Genomic DNA, 18,340 nt, shown 5'->3' with positions numbered 1-18,340 from the left:
GGACCTAACCTGATTCTTAGCTTCCTTTTTAAAAATAATCCCTCAACACACACTCGCTGTTGGAAAGTTTAGCGACGATACGATCACCAAAGCCGGGTAAAAACTCGATGGTAATAGAGACTCCTTCGCCTCGGCTTTCCATTGGATAACCGCTTAGCCACTTAAGGTAGGTTTCTACTTCGCTATCTGTTAGCACCATCGATTCATTCAAAGCAGCTTTAGTTGATTGGATAGTCTCTCTATCAAAGTCACTGCTACCATCATCTTTTTTTTCAGGCTCTGCAGCATCATTGGAATTCGTATATGGCTGTTTTTTCATGGCGCTTCCTTAAAGTCATCACTACAGACTAGGCGTTTCTTTGTTATGAATATCTAGATTAAACAAAGAAACGTATTGCCTGAATAAGCCGTTGTCTTAGCCCGTACACGATTTCGTTGTTCATCTGTTGCCTCAGCCCTTACAATGAATGCATTCTGTTGTTACAGCGATAGCATTAGTAGCTCACGCTGTGTAATTCGACACCTAATTACTAAAGAGACTTTTTTTATGAGATTTCTACTTTCTATAGCTTTCGCTATTACGCTTGCTGGCTGTGCAACCCTTTCTCAGTTAGCGGTTTATACGGTTTCTAATGCCGAGCTAGAACAAGTACTCGATAGCCAAGTGAGTAAGCTACAAAAGAAGACCTCACTTGCTGGTATTCCGCTTTATTTAGATGTGGAAGATATGACGGCGACCATTGGGCCAGATGGCAGAGACGTGGTTCAGTTAGGCGCAATTGCCACCGCTCGCGTTAGTGCCTTTGGTTTGAACTACCCTGCTAAGGTAAGCCTTTCATTAGAAGGCACGCCTTATTATGACAGTGAAGAAAAGGCGATTTTTGTGCGCTCGTTGTCGCTACTTGATAGCACCATTGATGCAGGCGGTTTTAAAGGTAACTTAGCACCTGTAAGCGGCGAATTTATGCAGCTTATCAACGGTTATTTAGCATCGAACCCGGTTTATCGCTTAGACCCTGCAAACAAAGCGGTGAACGTGCTTTCAACCGTGCCTTTGCAGCTAACTGTGGAGCAAGGAAAACTTGCGCTTCGACCTAAACAATAATCATTGAAACACCGTAAGCAGTGTCGAGGTTACTAATTGTTAAAGGTACGAAAGTAACCTGAGCCTCGATGCTCGCAAACAGATTTTTCCATTCAGTGAAATAGGCAGGCATAGTGACAGAACGTATCAAAACGCTAGATGAATTTGCAAAGCACGTAGATTATTCATTACTAAATACCCTTACCCCAGACCCACAGTCGACGTGTGATGGCAACGACCATGATCCACGCCAAGTTTTCTCTGGTCACTATGTGCCGGTTACTCCGACCCCATTATCTTCTCCCAAATATATTGCTCATAGTGAAACTTTGTTTGCCGAATTAGGTTTAGACGACAGTCTGGCAACATCTAACGATTTCACCCAGCTGTTTTCAGGCGACATGTCTGCAATGCCTGAATCTATGAAGTCGTTCGGCTGGGCAACCGGCTATGCGCTTTCTATTTACGGTACGGAGTACACACAGCAGTGTCCGTTTAGAACGGGTAATGGCTATGGTGACGGTCGCGCTATCTCTATTGTTGAAGGGATATTTAACGGTAAGCGTTGGGAAATGCAGTTAAAAGGCGCGGGTCGCACGCCTTATTGTCGCGGCGCAGATGGTCGAGCCGTATTGCGCTCTAGCGTACGCGAATTTTTAGTGCAAGAGCACATGCATGCGCTTGGCGTACCCACTTCCCGCTCTTTAAGCTTGTTTATGTCTGAATCAGACACGGTAGGCAGGCCTTGGTATCGCGAAGGCTCTCACTCCTATGAGCCTGAAGTGATGGTAGAAAATATAACGGCGATATCCACCCGCGTCGCCCCATCGTTTTTGCGCGTAGGACAAATAGAGCTTTTTGCTAGGCGCGCAAGGTGTAATGAACACAGCGAAGCATTAAGCGAGCTAGAAGCCATTGTTAAGCACCTTATTGAGCGAGAGTACGCATGCGAAATAGACACTACAGCGCCGTTTGAAGAGCAAGTGATAACGCTGGCTGAGCTTTTTAGAGGCCGATTAACTCGCCTAGTTTCTAATTGGGTTCGCGTAGGTTACTGCCAGGGCAATTTCAATAGCGATAACTGCGCCGCTGGCGGCTTTACGCTGGATTATGGGCCATTCGGCTTTTGTGAGTTTTTTGAAGCAGACTACCAACCTTGGACAGGGGGCGGTCGTCACTTCTCGTTTTTAAACCAGCCCATTGCCGCCCAAAAGAACTTTGATATGTTCTGTCGCTCACTGATGACGTTACTTGAAGGCAACAGTGAACAACTAGCAAAGCTTGACGATATTAACGACGGTTTTTCTGACGTTATGGAACGCGCTATGGAGAGCATGTGGGCAACAAAGCTCGGTCTTGCCAGCTACGACCACGATTTGCTTATCAAGCTACTGCAATTAATGCTGCGCACTGGCGTTGACTACAATATGTTTTTCAGAGAGCTATCATCAATACCTGAAGATATGGCGAGTTTGACGAAGAGCTTTTACTACCCGCCTAAAACAGAAGTGATGACAGAATGGGAAGCCTGGTTAAAAACCTGGCGTGAGCGCATTGAAAAGGTCGCTGAAGCACAAGGTGACGTGGCGAACGCTATTACTGCCATAGCAGAGAATATGCGCCAAGTTAACCCTAAGTTCACTTGGCGCGAGTGGCTTATTGTGCCTGCCTATAAAGCCGCCGAGAAAGGTGATTTTAGCCAAATTCACCAACTACAGAATATACTTACCGCGCCTTATGATGAGCAATCAGAAGAGGTAGAGAACAAGTATTACCAACTACGCCCACTTGAATTTTTCAGTGCTGGCGGTGTTGCGCACTACAGCTGCTCTTCGTAATAAAGAGCAGCTTTAATTTAGTTTACTTACAAAGAGTCGATAGATTCACTAGGCTCAGTAAACCAAACCGGGCCCTCTTCGGTCATATAAAAGTGATCTTCTAAGCGAATACCGAACTCGTCTGGCACCACTATCATAGGCTCGTTACTGAAACACATGCCAGATGCTAGCGGGTGAGGATTATCTTTTACTAAATAAGGCCATTCGTGAATATCCATGCCTATGCCATGTCCTGTTCGATGTGGCAAGCCTGGTAAGTTATAGTCTGGCCCTAAGCCGTCTTTGGCTAAGCTATCTCGCGCTGCTTTATCCACGTCACCACAAGGTACACCGACCTTTGCAGCGTTAAATGCCGCAAGCTGCGCGCGCTTTTCGCTTTCCCATAGTGCCCGTTGTTTATCGGTTGGCTCACCGAAGCAATAGGTTCGAGTGATATCAGACAGGTAGCCGTGAACTTTACAACCGGTATCAATCAATACAAGATCGTTTTTCTTTAATACTTGAGGGTCTTTAACGCCGTGGGGAAACGAGGTCGCTTTACCAAAAAGCACAATACAAAAATAGTTACCGCTGGCGCCTACTTTTTTATGTGCATCATTAATAAATGCTTCAACTTCTGTGGTGGTAATGCCTTCATAAAGCATACTGGCTGTGGCTTTGTGTACAGCAAGGGTCATGTCCATGGCTCGCTGAATGAGCGCGAGTTCATTGCTAGATTTGTGCATACGACAGTGCGCAGTAACCTCAGCACCATTGATAATTTGCCACGGCTGTTCAAGCAGTTTATTAAAGCCATCTACAATAAAAAATTGCGTAGACTCATCAACACACAGCTTGCTGCCACCCGCTGTATCCAGCTCGCTTAACATAGAAATGGCAAGCGCGTACGGGCTTTCATGTTCTTGCCAACCGATAATCTCGCCTTCTACTAGTTTAAGCTCGTTTAATGAGTCTATTTCAAACGTAGGGGCAAGATATACAAGATCACCTTTTGCAGGTAAAAGTGCGCCGACCAAGCGTTCGCTGGCGTACCATTGCATGCCTGTGAAATACGCTAAGTTAGTACCCGCGTTAAGATATAACGCGCCAATGCCATGCTGTTGCATGTAATGCTGCGCCTTGGCAATTCGGGCTTTGTATTCTGAAAGTGGGATGGGTGTTAGGTCGCCTGTCATGTTGACGAGGCTATCTAAAGCCTGTTGTGGTGTCTTTGTGCCTATTGTTGTGCCCATTTTTTGTCCCTACACTAGCGCAAGGCTGATTATCTATTGGAGTGTGTTCAGCCCGCCTTAACTATGAATTTATTAAAACGGGCACACTGTACAATAATGGGTAGGAAAGTCGAGATAAGCGAGGGTCGCGATGCCTGTTAAATGGCGTAACTATTGCTGAACACTCGCTTACTACAACTCAGTTTTACAGTGCACTTTTCCACGCAGCTTCTGGAAGTAAGTACAAACCTTTCTCGCTTGCTGCACCTTCATTCACGATATAGCCGATGCCCGCAGCCATCACGGCTAGGGTTACGTCAAACGCATTGATGCTGTCGCCATAGCCCGCCGTTAAGTTAAACATAGAGCCATCAGCGAGAAGATACAGCGTTTTATCGCCTAGCTTATAAGCGTTAACATAAGGCATTGGCACACTGTGAGTAGCGTTATTTTTAAGGTATGGCACATCAATTTCTTGTGCCACGTGACCTACATTTAAAATAAACGCCCCGTCTTTCATGCTTTCTAAATGGCTTGAATTCACTACGCCATAGGCACCAGTTGCAGTGGCAATAACGTCAGCTTGGCTGGCTGCTTCATTCAAATCAACCACTGGCCAGCCGTCGTATTTCGCCTGCAGCGCTCTTGCTGGGTCAAGTTCTGCAACTTGAACCTGTGCACCAAACGCCTTTGCCGACGCTGCCACGCCCTGCCCTACCAAACCATAACCAATAACAACCACTACTTTTTCGTGTAGGGTTAAATGGGTGGTTTGGAAAAAGGTTTGCCATGCGCTTAAACCCACCATATGCCTGTTGTGAAGCCCTTCTTTAACTGGCAAATCATCCCAGTTAAATATCGGGTAGTTTGGCGCCATACCGTTTAAGCGGTTAATGCCAGAACCCGTTGCTTCTAAGCCCGATACAATGCTTGGAACTGGCTTGTTTGCTTTTATATTTTCATGCAGTCGAGTAGTAAGGTCCGCCCCCATTTCACATAAGTGAGTGGGTTGCCATGCTAGCGCTTTATCAAATGACTCAGACCAGTCAGCGTCGCTCATGTCTCGCCATGCATGTGCTGTTGCACCTTTATCAACAAGGTAAGACACCACGTCATCTTGAACCGTAGTAGGGTTGCACGTGGTTAAAAAGATATCGCAGCCACGTGAAAGTAGCCCCTCTACCAAAGGTGCCATTTTTAAATCTAAATGCATGTTGCAGGCAAGCTTGACGTTAGACAGATCGGGAAGTGATGCAATGGCTTTGCGAGTGCGCGGCATATGCAGGCTGGCCCACGCCAGCTCTGCTTGAAAATTTTGGTACATGAAAAGGATACTCTGAGAAAACGAAAACAGAATCATACGTGAGAATGCTGTATATATAAAACAGCGAGGTACTTCCTCTTATTTCCAACTACTCCTTTTTAATTTCTCTGGTTCTTGGCTTCTTTCTTTATTCGACGCCTTCGTTCCACAGCACCACCTTATTGCGCCCTTTCGCTTTTGCTAAATACAAGGCTTGGTCTGACTCTTTAATTAACACATTGATATCATGTTCGCCCGGAGTGGTGCCTGCCACGCCGATACTTACTGTTACACGAAGCAGTTTATTGATGTCATGGGAAAATAGATGTAGGCGCAGGTTTTCGGCTATTTGCTTAGCGTACTGAACGCGGGTATTAGGTAAAAATACTAAAAACTCTTCTCCCCCCCAACGAAAGGTGATGTCAGAGCCTCTAACCTGCCCTTTTATTTCTTCTGCCACTTTTTGCAGCACCTTGTCGCCCATGTCATGACCATACTTATCGTTAACTTTTTTAAACCAGTCGATATCAATAAGCATAACTGACATAAACTTATTACTGCGTTTTCCTAGCTCCCAAATAGGGTACACCAAATCTTCAAAAGCACGCCGGTTATAGAGCGAAGTGAGAGGATCGAGTCTTGCGTCGCGCTCAGCGTTTTTTCGCGCTTGCTGCACTTGCTTGTAGTTAAACGCTAGTGAAATAGACAGTAGAGACATTTCCAATACCATGCCAATTTCAATCCCTCTGAACGCCCACTTTGAATAGGGAATAAGCCCCCACGTGGCCAAACTCGACACAGTTGCACCACCTGTTCCGCACAAAATAGCGGGGAGAAAAAACTTAGCAAGGGTGTCACCATTGCGATAGGCTAGTATTCCGATACACAGCATCCAAACCGAAATTGATGTCAGTACCACCAGTTGTGACATCACCGCAAAAGAGCGGTTTCCAACTAGCACGATGATTACCGCAAGCCCAACTAGAGCACCGTAAATATACTTCCTTGACCGATAAAGCCTGGGCAGGTAAAGCTGGGTATTAAGAAACTCGATAGTGAATCTTACCGCGCTGAATAAATAAAAAAACATAAGCGCTGGCATTAGCCACTGCTGAATGAATACCGACTCTGACCACAACCACCAAAAACCGTGACCTGTGTAGGTGAAGTTAAACAACAGAAACGACGAAAGATATAGTGAATAAAGCAGGTAGCGCTGTTCTCTAAGATAAGAGTATAAGACGAGGTTATACAGCAACAGAATGATAAGCGCCCCATATAGAGCACCATAAAAATACGCATTTTCCGTCGATTTATCTTTTGCCGCTCTGGGAGGTCCGACATAAATGGGGATAGTCATCGGGTCTTGGGACGCAAACCGAAAAATTACCAGCGTTTCTGGCTGAGTAAACCGATAGGAAAGTGATGGCATGCGAGTATCTTCACGACGTGCGCTATGCACCTGGTTGTCGCCAAGACGAACATGGTGTTTTCTTTTACCGCTTTCAAAAAAATAAACGTCGATATCATCGATCCACGCATTGTCTATTTTTATTGTAAGAGGTAAAGGTGAAATCGTTTGTTGCCGGGTTTCATCAACCTGATTGGTAAGTACGTTGTAGTTATTAAGTTCAATCTTTAGCACACCCCAAACGGTGTTATCGGTAAACCCATAACTGACTTGCCTTCCTACATTTTTGACTAAACTATTCTGTCGGTATTTTGCTAAAATGTCTTCGGCGGCTGACGCACTACCGCCCTCGAAATACATCCAAAGCTTGTGATTTATCAGCTCCATCTTATCTAATGGCGCTGTTCCTTTAGCATAAGCGAAAGAAAGCCCGCCCCAAAGACTGTAAACTATCACCAAGCCAACAAAGAAAAGAAATGCTCTCATACATCAGTTCTTTCTAATAGGGGTTCAGAGACAGGGTTGGAATTAGAAAAGCTTAACCCTTGTAAACTTAAATATTAACTTACGCTTATCAACAAGGTTTGTGAATAAGTTTATTTAGTAGATCACTATGTAGCCGCTTTTTCTTTCGTAAATTACACATTTACTTTATGCATAAGCTCAGAAGCTTGGCATACTATGGTCCTGTATGCCTATTTGCAAAGCAGCAATCTACTGCTTTGTTTCGCAAATCTACTCAATGGCGTTAATTCTTTTTATGCTTAGCTTTATTACCAGTACCCTTATTCCTGTATTGATCCTTCTTTTAATGGGTTGGCTTTTCTTTCGTATTAAGTGGCTCAATGAAGGCTTTATAGAGGCTGGCTCTAAACTCGTATTTAACGTTGCGCTCCCTGCTCTACTGTTCTTATCAATCGCCAGAGCTGACTTTTCCAAAGCCGCGAATCTATCCCTTATAAGCGTGGGCGTGATAGGTACACTTATTGTATTTGCAGCGCTTATGGTTATTTCTCATTTGACAGTACATCCTTACAAAGCCAGAGGTGTAGTTGTTCAGGGCGGCTTTCGAGCCAATATGGGTATTATCGGCTTAGCCTATTGTGCTAACACTTATGGGCAAGAAGGGCTTGCTGTAGCGTCTGTCTACATGGGGTGTATTACCATCTTATTTAATGTACTTTCAGTTTTTGTTCTTAACTTTTACCAAGGTACGTCGCGCTCCTTAATGGGCCAAGTTACCGGCATGGCGAAAAACCCGTTGATCTTATCGATTGCCGCAGCACTGCCCTTTTCATACTTCGAATGGCAGCTTCCCGATACCCTAGTGAAAACAGGAGAGTACTTCGCACAGCTTACCCTGCCACTTGCACTTATATGCACCGGCGCATCACTGCAGTTCCGCTCTTTTTCCAGTGACTGGTTTAATATTGTGCTTAGTACAACCAGCAAATGTGTAGTTTACCCATTTGTATTGGTTGCCCTTGCCTATGCTTTTGGTTTTAAAGGGATGGAGCTGGGTATTGTTCTTTTATTAGCCATCTCACCAACCGCTGCAGCAAGCTATGTCATGGTGAGAAACTTAGGAGGCGACTATCGCTTAGCAGCAAGTATTATCGCAGTCAGCACATTAGCGTCTTTACCGATTACCGCCCTCGCCTTTGGGGTACTAAGCAAATTGCACCTTGTGTAACGCATCAAGGCTATTCCTATTTGCATAGAGCTATTTCGCAATTTTCTCGTTCACAGCGTTCCATTTGAGCAAAAAAGCTCCCATAACCTAGCAACAGCTAGCCAAGCACATATTACCAATTTTATTTTTATTTTTTACCAAAAACTAAAATTGGCCTATCCACCACATCTTCTATTCTGTTATTGTGTTTATTACAAATTGTCATTTTTAAATAACAACATTTTTACCCTACATCCGTTGTTGCCTGTTTTCATCAATGGCTATTTGATAACAAGGAAATAAATACAATGAACATCAAGAAATTTAGCCTTACCATGCTAGCTGTTAGTATCAGCCTATCGTCTTTTGCTAGCGAAGCAAAAGGTCACCCTAACCTTATTCTTACCGAACCTGGCGTAGAAAGAATGAGAGACAACTTGGGTGAAGTTCCTCTGTTTGATAAAAGCTTGGCAACCGTTAAGCAAGAAGTAGACGCCGAAATTGCAATGGGTATTGATACGCCCATTCCTAAGGATTTCTCCGGTGGTTACACCCACCAGCGCCATAAACAAAACTTTTTCATTGCGCAAAAAGCTGGCGTGCTTTATCAAGTGTTAGAAGAAGAAAAATACGCTAAATACATCCGTGACATGTTGTTTCAATATGAAGCCATGTACAAAGACTTACCTTTGCACCCGCAAGAGCGTTCGTACTCTCGTGGAAAACTTTTCTGGCAATGCTTAAACGACAGCAACTGGCTGGTTTACATGAGCCAAGCTTATGATGCTATTTACGATTACCTTTCTGCTGAAGAACGCAAAACACTAGAGGACAACCTCTTCCGTCCGTTTGCCGATTTCATTTCGTTGGAAAACCCACAATTTTTTAACCGCGTTCACAACCACAGTACCTGGGGCATCGCTGCCGTAGGCATGATTGGCCTTGTTATGAACGATGAAGAGCTTATTCAACGCGCGCTTTATGGTATTGAAGATGATGGCTTAGAAGTGGGTGGTAAAGACAACGATGGCGGCACTATTAAAGTAGAAGGTCAGCGTAAGGGCTTTTTTGCAAATTTAGAAGAGCCCTTCTCTCCTGATGGCTACTATACCGAAGGCCCTTACTATCAGCGCTATGCAATGTATCCTTTCCTAATACTTGCGCTGGCTATGGAGAACAATCGTCCAGACTTAAAAGTGCTACAGCATAAAGACAATGTATTGTTAAAAGGTATCGATGCGCTTCTTAATTTGTCTGACGCAGATGGCGAATTTTTCCCGCTTAACGATGCTCAAAAGGGCATGTCTTATAAGAAAGCCTCTTTGGTAACTGCAGTCGACCTCGCCTACTTTTACGGAGAAAAAGATCCTCGCTTGCTAAGCGTGGTAGAGAAGCAAGGACAAGTGCTTCTTCAAGAGTCAGGACTTGAAGCTGCTATTGATATTCGAGATGGCAAAGCGGTTCCTTTTGTAAAGTCTTCCGTGAATTTAAGTGATGGCCCGAACGGTGACCAAGGCGGTGTAGGCATTTTGCGTTATGGTAATGAAGACCTAACGCTTGTGTTTAAGTATGCCGCTCAGGGTTTAAGCCACGGTCATTACGATAAGTTATCGTTCTCTTTGTACGAAAAAGGCGAGGAGGTTCTGCAAGATTATGGTCTAGCTCGCTTTGTGAATATAGGCCAAAAAGGCGGTGGTAACTATCTAAAAGAAAACACTACGTGGGCAAAGACAACCATTGCACATAATACTTTATCGATTAATGGCAAAAAGCATTTTGATGGTGAGTACGAGGTTGCCAGTCAACACCACTCAGATCTTTTCACTTTCGACGCAGAAAATGACAATGTAAAAGTGGTTAGTGCAACAGAAGAAAATGCCTACCCGGGTACGTTAATGCACCGCACCATGGCAGTGATAAAAGACGAAAACTTTGAAAAGCCGTTTGTACTAGACATTTTACGCGTTGATTCTGACAAGAAAAATCAATACGACCTGCCCTTCTATTACATGGGTCAGATAATCGATAAGAACTTTACTCACGTGTCGCCTACCAGCTTATCACCATTTGGTGAAGACAATGGCTATCAACATTTATTTGTAGAGGGCAAGGGTAACGCGAGTGACGGCAACACTAAGTTCCAGTGGCTTCAGCATGGCAAGTATTATACGCTGACTACGGTTACCAACGCTGAAGACGAGGTGTATTTGACTCGCATCGGCGCAAACGATCCAGACTTCAACCTACGTCGCGACGCGGCGATTACGCTTAGACGAAATGACACCCAAGACACTTTATTTGTTTCTGTAGTAGAATCTCATGGTTCATACAGCCCAGTAAGTGAATCGTCGATTAACTCAAGAAGCAGTATCAAAAGTCTTGAGGTGGTTTTAGATAGTGACGCGTACACTGGCGTGCGTATTACCGATGTAAAAGGCAACACTCAGCTGTTTATTATCGCTAATAGCAATAATGATAACAGCGCAAAACACAAGGTTGAGATTAACGGTGATAGCTATAGCTGGGTAGGCCCTTACTTTTATATGTAAAAGCCTATAGGTGAAAAGCGCTTCACTCTTATCGCGAAGTAACTTAAAACAAAGCCTCATTAGAGGCTTTGTTCATTTTAAATTCTTACTTTCTACTTTAGCAATGGATATTCCCCCATTTTCTTATTAATAGCACGCGCTAAAAAGGAGTAGCTGGTGGCGCTATTTCAAGGGAGCCCATTACCTATAAAATTTGCCCGTCACTTTCTTGAGCTGAGCATTTTAACTTTAATAACCCTTCTATAATATTTTTACTATACTACCTTTAGTAACTAACAATTGAGCGCACGTATAATTTTTTGGAAAGTTGTGGATATCGAAAATCACCGATGTTCTCCAATCTAATCAAGCTTAAATGGATTTAAACAAATTACATGTCACAACTTTTTCAGACTCTACAGGCAAGAGTTATTATTCTGATTTTAATGATTGCCGTGCCCGGCTTCATTAGCATCTTTTACGATGCATTCGTGGAAAGAGAACAAGCAATAAAGACTGCAGTTATCCAAGCAGTAAATACCACAAAAACACACTCGAAGATCCAAGCAAACCTCATTGATAAAACACAACATTTTCTAAAGAACTTGGCGCAATTCGATGCAGTGCAGCAGCCTAGTTCACAACAGTGTAGTCGCTTCCTTGCTAACGTGCTTAAAGTAAACAGTAATTATGTAAATCTAGGTGTACCACGCGCAGATGGTGAATTGTTATGTAATGCACGAGAATTAAAACGTTCGGTAAACGTTTACGACCGACCTTATATACAACAAGCCATCGCCACCCGTAAATTTTCAATCAGTGAATTTCAAATAGACCGGGCGACAAATTTAACCAGTATTAACTTTGCCTACCCCGTTATAAATTCAAAACAAGGTAATTTAGTCGGTTTGGTTGTAGCTGTTATATCACTCGAGTGGTGGAACGAAATACTTTCTGAGTCTTACCTGCCTGATGCTACCGTGGCATTTATAACTGATAGTGAAAACAAAATTGTGGCAGCATTCCCTGCTAGACAAGAGCTGATTGGCACTCAGCTAGATATAGAAGAAAAGGGTGATAAGAGCGAATATACAGACATAACATTGGGTAATACTGTTTTTCTGACCGAAGACCCTTATCAACGGGTTTATGTAACGCACCCACTATTTGATGATGGGAAGCATATCAACATCACCATTGGTATTCCGCTGAAACATACGTTTGAAGCAATTGATACCAGGTTAACGACAACCACCCTTATATTAGCGTTGATCGTTTTATTTTTCGTCGGTGTTTCAGTATGGCTGATTCGAAAAAACGTTTTGATACCCATAAAAACCCTTTTGAAGTCGACTACAGCGTTGGCCGAAGGTAAAGAAGTTGATGAGACATCGACAAAGGGCAGTATAGAGCTAAGAAAGCTTCAGCTACGTTTTGCACAGATGGCTAGAACGCGCCTAGATGCTGAAAAACAACTTATTGATAGTCAAAATTCACTGCAGGAAAGTCGAGATATCTTAGCGAGTCATATTGAAAACACACCTTTAGGGTGCGTTACTTGGGATACTGACTTCATCTGCACTGATTGGAACAAATCGGCTGAGGTGATCTTTGGCTATAGCAAAGAAGAAGCTATAGGTAAGCATGCCTCGGAGCTTGTGGTTCCAATTGAACTGCGTCATGAAATAAATGACGTATTCGAAATACTAGTCGAGGGAAAAAAAACTGTCCGTAGAGTAAACGATAACCTCACTAGACTGCTCGAAACAATCACTTGCGAGTGGTACAGCACCCCAATCTTGGACTTCTCTGGCAAAGTAATAAGCGTCGTTTCATTAGTTCAAGACATTACTGTAAACAAACGCTTAGAAGATAAATTAAAGTTATCAGCCAGCGTCTTCTCTCACGCCCGAGAAGGTATCTTTATTACCGATAGCGAATCGAACATTATTGATGTAAACAAAACCTTTGAAGAGATAACTGGCTACTCCCGAAGCGACGTATTAGGCAAGAAGCCCAGTATGTTTAAATCTGGAAAGCAGTCTAAGGAATTTTACGAGAATCTATGGAAATCGATAATCAATGACGGCTATTGGGCGGGAGAAGTTTGGAACAAGAGAAAAAACCACGAAATATATGCTCAATTACTAACGGTTAGTGCTGTAAAAGATGATGACGGCACAGTTAAAAATTACATTGCTATTTTTAGCGATATCTCCGAGACAAAAGAACAGCAATATCGTCTTGAGCAGATGGCTCACTACGATATCTTAACTAACTTACCTAACCGCACTCTACTCGCTGAACGTTTGGATAGTGCTCTTAGGCAGTGCCAGACTAATGAACGTTACGCCGCTGTTGTGTTACTTGATTTAGACGGGTTCAAAGAGATAAACGATACGTTCGGACACAGCGTAGGAGACGAGCTACTTATTACATTGGCTCACCGTTTCAAAAGCACGCTAAGCCAGGGAGATACCATTTCCCGTTTTGGTGGAGATGAATTTGTAGCAGTACTTACCGATTTAAAGCAAGCCCAGGACTTTAGGAATACAGTAAAGAACATGCTTAGAGCAGCTTCAACGCCAGTTAAATATGGTGAAAATGAACTCAAAGTTTCAGCAAGTATTGGCGTTACGGTTTACCCTTCCGACGAAACCGATGCAGAGCAACTTATCAGACATGCTGATCAAGCCATGTACTTAGCAAAACAGAAAGGGAAGAACTGTTTCCACCTTTTTGACATTGAATCAGAAGATGCGATTAAAACTCGCCATGAAACAGTTAAAAATATAAGCAAGGCGCTTCAAAATAATGAGTTTGAACTTCACTACCAACCTAAAGTGAATATGCATACAGGAGAGATTGTTGGTGTAGAAGCGCTGATTCGCTGGCAACACCCACTACGTGGACTACTTTCTCCGGCAGAGTTCTTACCCTTTATCGAAAATCACCCTCTGAGTATCGACGTTGGCGAATGGGTTATTGAACAATCGTTGCGGCAATACCACCAATGGAAGCAATTCGGCATAGACATCAAAATTAGCGTGAATATTTCTGCATTGCAGATACAACAAAGAAACTTCCCTACTCGTTTAGAACATTTGCTTTCAAAAGTACCCGAAACACCACCTAAAGCAATCCAATTAGAAGTACTTGAAACCAGCAAGCTATCTAATATCAAAAAGGTGTCTGAGATTATGGAAGACTGTGTAAATCTCGGTGTAACCTTTGCCATTGATGATTTTGGAACGGGTTATTCGTCTTTAACTTACTTAAGACGCCTGCCCGCTGAGGTGATTAAAATAGACCAGTCATTCGTTCGCGATATGTTAGTAGACTTAGAAGATAAAACGATTGTTACTGGTGTAATAGCGCTGGCTAATTCATTTAACCGCAGTGTTATCGCTGAAGGTGTGGAAAGTGTTGCCCATGGAGCATCATTATTAGCTCTAGGTTGTGAGCTTGCGCAGGGGTTCGGCATAGCACGCCCTATGCCCTCCAAAGCCCTACCTACTTGGGTGGAGCAATGGGAGACAAGGGAAGAGTGGAAATAAGCTTAAGAAGTACCTTCAATATTGTGAGGTATTAGTACTGAGCTTAGTTAAATGGTGTAAACAACGTTGGATAAAGACCAGGGAGCTCGCGCCAGTGCTCGATCACCGGTACGCCTTCAAATGCACTCGATACTCCCCCTTCAAAATGACTCGCCCCCGTGTATTTCACTACCGACATTCCGGCACTTAACGCACCCTTAATGCCTGCATCAGAATCTTCTATAACTACGCATTTTTCAGGTAATACGCCCATCTTTTCTGCCGCCAACAGAAAAATATCAGGCGCCGGTTTCCCTCTTGTAACTTCAGTACTTGTGGTTACATCGCCATTAAAAATACTGTCTAATGCCGTTGTTTTTAAAGAAAAGGTGACTCGTTCAGGATGACTACTCGTCGCAATACATTTTCTAACCAAAAGACGCTGTAAAATAGCCTCTAAGCCAGGTGTTGGGGTAAGCTCTTCAGCAAACACAGCCAATAGTGCAGTTAGATAATCGTCCTTAAAAGCCACGGGTAGGTTGATGTTAAAGTCTTCGGCTATCTGCGCTTTTGCAGACTCATAACTCTTGCCTAAAAAGTGCCTATCGAAGTAATCACCATCTATTCTAACGCCAAGGTCGTAAAGCATAGAAATAAGCACGCGTTTACATAAAATTTCACTGTCAATAAGTACGCCATCACAGTCGAAAATAACCAACTCGATATCGGTGTTAAGTGCTGTTGGCTTTTTCTGCTCCATAATAATTCCTTGCTTATTTTGCCCGTTGTTTGCCAGATATGCCTTCCATACCTTGCTACGGTTACTGACTAAATCTCGGTTTAAAACATGCTATCTATGTTCTGTCTTTCCGGTGAGCGCTAATGTCCTAACGGCAAAGAAGTAGACTATTAACTAATATTGAGAACCTAATAGTGTACTTGCTATGCGCTCATTGATACCTTGTGTTCAACGCGTCAACAATGCAACTAAGCCGCAGAAGACGACGTTTTTTCTCCCCAAGACAACTCGGGGATGGTTACGCCATCTTTGTCGAAGTGCATGATTTTCTCTTGCGCTGCCGTTAAGTTAATTATGTCGCCGTAGGCCACTTTACAATCACCATCGGCTTTCACTGTTAATGTACCGACACTATCAACATGAACATGCAAAAAGGTTTCAGACCCTAAGTGCTCAATCACGCCAACTCTACCGGTCCACAGGCCTTTATCGCGGGTAATTCTAAAGTGCTCTGGGCGCACGCCCAAGCTGCACGTCGGGTCACCCGTTTTTGCATCCACGCTAATAAAGTTCATTTTTGGTGAACCGATAAAGCCTGCCACGAACTGGTTTACTGGCTTTTGATAAAGCTCTAAAGGCGTACCCACTTGTTCAATAATACCGCCATTAAATACCGCAATACGGTCGGCCATGGTCATGGCTTCAACTTGATCGTGAGTAACATAAATCATGGTGGTATCTAAGCTTTTATGAAGTTCAGATATTTCTAGGCGCATATTAACGCGAAGTGATGCATCTAAGTTCGACAGCGGCTCATCAAACAAGAACGCTGAAGGCTGGCGTACTATAGCACGTCCGATAGCAACACGCTGACGTTGACCGCCCGAAAGTTGACCTGGTTTACGGTCAAGGTAATCGGTAAGGTTAAGCATTTTCGCCGCTTTTTCAATTTTCTGCTCAATGATTGCAGGGTCTACTTTCGCTTGTTTTAGCGGAAACGCAATGTTGTTTCTTACCGACATATGAGGGTAAAGGGCATAAGATTGAAACACCATAGCCAAACCACGCTGGGCGGGCGGCATGTCAGTTGCGTCTTGGTTATCGATTTCGATAGTACCACTTGTGGTATCTTCAAGGCCGGCAATCATGCGAAGCAAGGTTGACTTGCCACAACCCGACGGCCCAACGAATACAATAAATTCACCATCTCGAATTTCTAAGTCCAACGGCTTAATCACGTTAACGTCGCCGAAGCTCTTTGTTACTTGTTTTAAGGTAATACTTCCCATTTTGAAGCTCTCCTATTTAACTGCGCCGAAGCTTAAGCCGCGCACTAACTGTTTCTGACTAAACCAACCAAGAATAAGAATGGGCACTACGGCCATTACTGATGCGGCTGATAATTTTGCGTAAAATAAACCCTCTGGACTTGAGTAACTGGCAATAAATGCTGTTAAAGGCGCTGCGTTAGCTGCTGTAAGAATGAGTGTCCAAAATGCCTCATTCCACGCCAAGATAACGTTCAACAGTGATGTTGATGCGATGCCTGGCAGCGCTATCGGCAGCAGCACTTGGAAGATCTCTTGCTTTATTCCAGCGCCATCCATGCGTGCCGCTTCTAATATTTCATTAGGGATTTCTCTAAAATAGGTATAAAGCATCCACACCATGATAGGCAGGTTGATAAGCGTCATTACAATGACCAAACCAATACGTGTATCTAATAATCCAAAATCGCGAAATAGCAGGTAAATAGGAATTAACACGCCTACCGGTGGAAGCATCTTGGTAGAAAGCATCCACATAAGTAGGTTCTTTGTGCGCTTAGTTTGCACAAACGCCATGGACCAAGCAGCTGGAATAGCAATAAGCAACCCAAGGAGGCTAGCCCCAAGCGAAATCACAACCGAGTTCATAAAATGGTCGAAATAAGAAGAGCGAGAAAGCACCTCTGCATAGTTCTCTAAGGTCCAATCGAACATAAACAAACTAGGCGAAGCAGAAATGGCCTCTGACTCTGTTTTGAAGCTTGTAATAATTGTCCAAAGAATGGGGAAGAAAATCATCCCGCTTACTGTCCACGCCGCAAGGGTGTAGATAAGTTTTGATTTATTCGTATCTTTAATCGCCATTACTTACCCCTCTAAGTTCTTGCCAATTAGGCGCATTAGGAAAATAGCGACTATGTTGGCAATAACCACTGCCACGATGCCGCCTGCCGAACCACCGCCTACATCAAACTGCAAAAGCGATTGGGTATAAATAAGGTAAGTAATGTTGGTCGATGAATATCCAGGACCACCGCTAGTCGTTACTAGGATTTCAGCGAAAATCGACAGTAAGAAGATCGTTTCAATTAGAATTACTGCCGTAACCGCACGAGAAAGGTGAGGCAACACAATATAAACGAACTTGCTCCACGGGCCTGCACCGTCAAGATCTGCCGCTTCTAGCTGCTCACGGTCAAGCGATTGAATAGCCGTAAGTAAAATCAGTGCAGCAAACGGTAGCCACTGCCACGACACAATGATGATGATTGACAGTAAAGGCTGTTCCGCAAAAAAGTCGATAGGCGTTACGCCAATAAACTCAGCGAAGTGGGCAAACAGTCCATTCACTGGGTTCATAAACATGTTTTTCCATACCAGCGCAGATACCGTAGGCATAACGAAAAATGGCGCTAGCACCATAATACGTACGTAGTTTCGTCCCCATATTGCCTGGTCTAATAACACCGCTAAGCCAATTCCGCCGCAAATGGTAATAAACAACACACCGCCTACTAGCAATAGGGTGTTAAAAAATGACTCAATAAATGCGGGATCAGTTAAAAAGAACTCGTAGTTGAGAAAGCCGATGAATTCGTTATCGCCCGGCATAAGCAAGTTATAGTCTAATACCGAGAAATAAAGGGTCATGCATAAAGGCACGATCATCCATGCTAAAAGCAAAGAGACCGAAGGAAAAAGCATGATTTTGGCTAAAGTACGAGATTGTGTGGTCGCCATGACTAGCCCT

Annotated in this window: 13 protein-coding genes; 5 read left to right on the top strand and 8 right to left on the bottom strand. The window is 43.6% G+C overall.

Annotation, left to right across the window (positions count from 1 at the left end; translation table 11 throughout):
• Positions 1-28: 28 nt before the first annotated feature.
• On the bottom strand, positions 29-319 hold the full coding sequence (locus ACYX4N_RS05455) for a hypothetical protein (protein WP_476055861.1): 291 nt from the start codon (positions 317-319) through the stop codon (positions 29-31).
• A gap of 228 nt (positions 320-547) precedes the next feature.
• Between ACYX4N_RS05455 and ACYX4N_RS05450 the strand changes: the two genes are divergently transcribed.
• Together ACYX4N_RS05450 and ACYX4N_RS05445 are read left to right on the top strand one after the other, a co-directional pair.
• On the top strand, positions 548-1,105 hold the full coding sequence (locus ACYX4N_RS05450; RefSeq protein ID WP_476055860.1) for a YceB family lipoprotein: 558 nt from the start codon (positions 548-550) through the stop codon (positions 1,103-1,105).
• A 113-nt stretch (positions 1,106-1,218) separates the two neighbouring features.
• Complete coding sequence (locus tag ACYX4N_RS05445) at positions 1,219-2,922, top strand: protein adenylyltransferase SelO (RefSeq protein ID WP_476055859.1); 1,704 nt, start codon at positions 1,219-1,221, stop codon at positions 2,920-2,922.
• Positions 2,923-2,948: 26 nt separating this feature from the next.
• Here ACYX4N_RS05445 and ACYX4N_RS05440 read toward each other — a convergent pair whose 3' ends face one another.
• From ACYX4N_RS05440 to ACYX4N_RS05430, 3 genes are all read right to left on the bottom strand, one after another.
• On the bottom strand, positions 2,949-4,154 hold the full coding sequence (locus ACYX4N_RS05440; protein ID WP_476055858.1) for a M24 family metallopeptidase: 1,206 nt from the start codon (positions 4,152-4,154) through the stop codon (positions 2,949-2,951).
• A 184-nt stretch (positions 4,155-4,338) separates the two neighbouring features.
• Positions 4,339-5,457 carry an adenosylhomocysteinase gene (locus tag ACYX4N_RS05435; RefSeq protein WP_476055857.1) on the bottom strand — a complete coding sequence of 373 codons (1,119 nt, stop codon included), beginning with the start codon at positions 5,455-5,457 and terminating at the stop codon, positions 4,339-4,341.
• A gap of 127 nt (positions 5,458-5,584) precedes the next feature.
• Complete coding sequence (locus tag ACYX4N_RS05430) at positions 5,585-7,333, bottom strand: sensor domain-containing diguanylate cyclase (RefSeq protein WP_476055856.1); 1,749 nt, start codon at positions 7,331-7,333, stop codon at positions 5,585-5,587.
• Positions 7,334-7,607: 274 nt separating this feature from the next.
• Between ACYX4N_RS05430 and ACYX4N_RS05425 the strand changes: the two genes are divergently transcribed.
• The 3 genes from ACYX4N_RS05425 (at position 7,608) to ACYX4N_RS05415 (ending at position 14,604) form a co-directional block, all read left to right on the top strand.
• Positions 7,608-8,540 carry an AEC family transporter gene (locus tag ACYX4N_RS05425; protein WP_476056420.1) on the top strand — a complete coding sequence of 311 codons (933 nt, stop codon included), beginning with the start codon at positions 7,608-7,610 and terminating at the stop codon, positions 8,538-8,540.
• Between the two features lie 287 nt (positions 8,541-8,827).
• Complete coding sequence (locus ACYX4N_RS05420; protein ID WP_476055855.1) at positions 8,828-11,068, top strand: alginate lyase family protein; 2,241 nt, start codon at positions 8,828-8,830, stop codon at positions 11,066-11,068.
• A gap of 374 nt (positions 11,069-11,442) precedes the next feature.
• Positions 11,443-14,604 (top strand): bifunctional diguanylate cyclase/phosphodiesterase, encoded by a 3,162-nt coding sequence (locus ACYX4N_RS05415; RefSeq protein WP_476055854.1) that lies wholly within the window; start codon positions 11,443-11,445, stop codon positions 14,602-14,604.
• Positions 14,605-14,647: 43 nt separating this feature from the next.
• Here ACYX4N_RS05415 and ACYX4N_RS05410 read toward each other — a convergent pair whose 3' ends face one another.
• The 4 genes from ACYX4N_RS05410 to ACYX4N_RS05395 all read right to left on the bottom strand — a co-directional run bounded on the left by ACYX4N_RS05410 (position 14,648) and on the right by ACYX4N_RS05395 (position 18,330).
• Complete coding sequence (locus ACYX4N_RS05410; RefSeq protein WP_476055853.1) at positions 14,648-15,343, bottom strand: HAD family hydrolase; 696 nt, start codon at positions 15,341-15,343, stop codon at positions 14,648-14,650.
• 227 nt (positions 15,344-15,570) lie between these two features.
• Positions 15,571-16,611 carry an ABC transporter ATP-binding protein gene (locus ACYX4N_RS05405; RefSeq protein ID WP_476055852.1) on the bottom strand — a complete coding sequence of 347 codons (1,041 nt, stop codon included), beginning with the start codon at positions 16,609-16,611 and terminating at the stop codon, positions 15,571-15,573.
• 12 nt (positions 16,612-16,623) lie between these two features.
• The gene (locus ACYX4N_RS05400) at positions 16,624-17,454 is read right to left on the bottom strand and encodes a carbohydrate ABC transporter permease (RefSeq protein ID WP_476055851.1); all 831 of its coding nucleotides are present in this window, start codon (positions 17,452-17,454) and stop codon (positions 16,624-16,626) included.
• 3 nt (positions 17,455-17,457) lie between these two features.
• Positions 17,458-18,330, bottom strand: a complete 873-nt coding sequence (locus ACYX4N_RS05395) for a carbohydrate ABC transporter permease (RefSeq protein WP_476055850.1) — start codon at positions 18,328-18,330, stop codon at positions 17,458-17,460.
• Positions 18,331-18,340 lie beyond the last annotated feature (10 nt).

The sequence above is a fragment of the Alteromonas sp. ABH4_452 genome, from assembly GCF_056311825.1.
This window is presented reverse-complemented; position numbering and strand designations above follow the sequence as displayed.

What these genes read in the sequence shown, in the direction of transcription:
- ACYX4N_RS05420 (WP_476055855.1), top strand. Translation starts at nt 8,828, where the DNA reads ATGAACATCAAGAAATTTAGCCTTACCATGCTAGCTGTTAGTATCAGC.
- ACYX4N_RS05405 (WP_476055852.1), bottom strand. Translation starts at nt 16,611, where the DNA reads ATGGGAAGTATTACCTTAAAACAAGTAACAAAGAGCTTCGGCGACGTT.
- ACYX4N_RS05410 (WP_476055853.1), bottom strand. Translation starts at nt 15,343, where the DNA reads ATGGAGCAGAAAAAGCCAACAGCACTTAACACCGATATCGAGTTGGTT.
- ACYX4N_RS05440 (WP_476055858.1), bottom strand. Translation starts at nt 4,154, where the DNA reads ATGGGCACAACAATAGGCACAAAGACACCACAACAGGCTTTAGATAGC.
- ACYX4N_RS05435 (WP_476055857.1), bottom strand. Translation starts at nt 5,457, where the DNA reads ATGTACCAAAATTTTCAAGCAGAGCTGGCGTGGGCCAGCCTGCATATG.
- ACYX4N_RS05395 (WP_476055850.1), bottom strand. Translation starts at nt 18,330, where the DNA reads ATGGCGACCACACAATCTCGTACTTTAGCCAAAATCATGCTTTTTCCT.
- ACYX4N_RS05415 (WP_476055854.1), top strand. Translation starts at nt 11,443, where the DNA reads ATGTCACAACTTTTTCAGACTCTACAGGCAAGAGTTATTATTCTGATT.
- ACYX4N_RS05425 (WP_476056420.1), top strand. Translation starts at nt 7,608, where the DNA reads ATGCTTAGCTTTATTACCAGTACCCTTATTCCTGTATTGATCCTTCTT.
- ACYX4N_RS05450 (WP_476055860.1), top strand. Translation starts at nt 548, where the DNA reads ATGAGATTTCTACTTTCTATAGCTTTCGCTATTACGCTTGCTGGCTGT.
- ACYX4N_RS05430 (WP_476055856.1), bottom strand. Translation starts at nt 7,333, where the DNA reads ATGAGAGCATTTCTTTTCTTTGTTGGCTTGGTGATAGTTTACAGTCTT.
- ACYX4N_RS05400 (WP_476055851.1), bottom strand. Translation starts at nt 17,454, where the DNA reads ATGGCGATTAAAGATACGAATAAATCAAAACTTATCTACACCCTTGCG.
- ACYX4N_RS05455 (WP_476055861.1), bottom strand. Translation starts at nt 319, where the DNA reads ATGAAAAAACAGCCATATACGAATTCCAATGATGCTGCAGAGCCTGAA.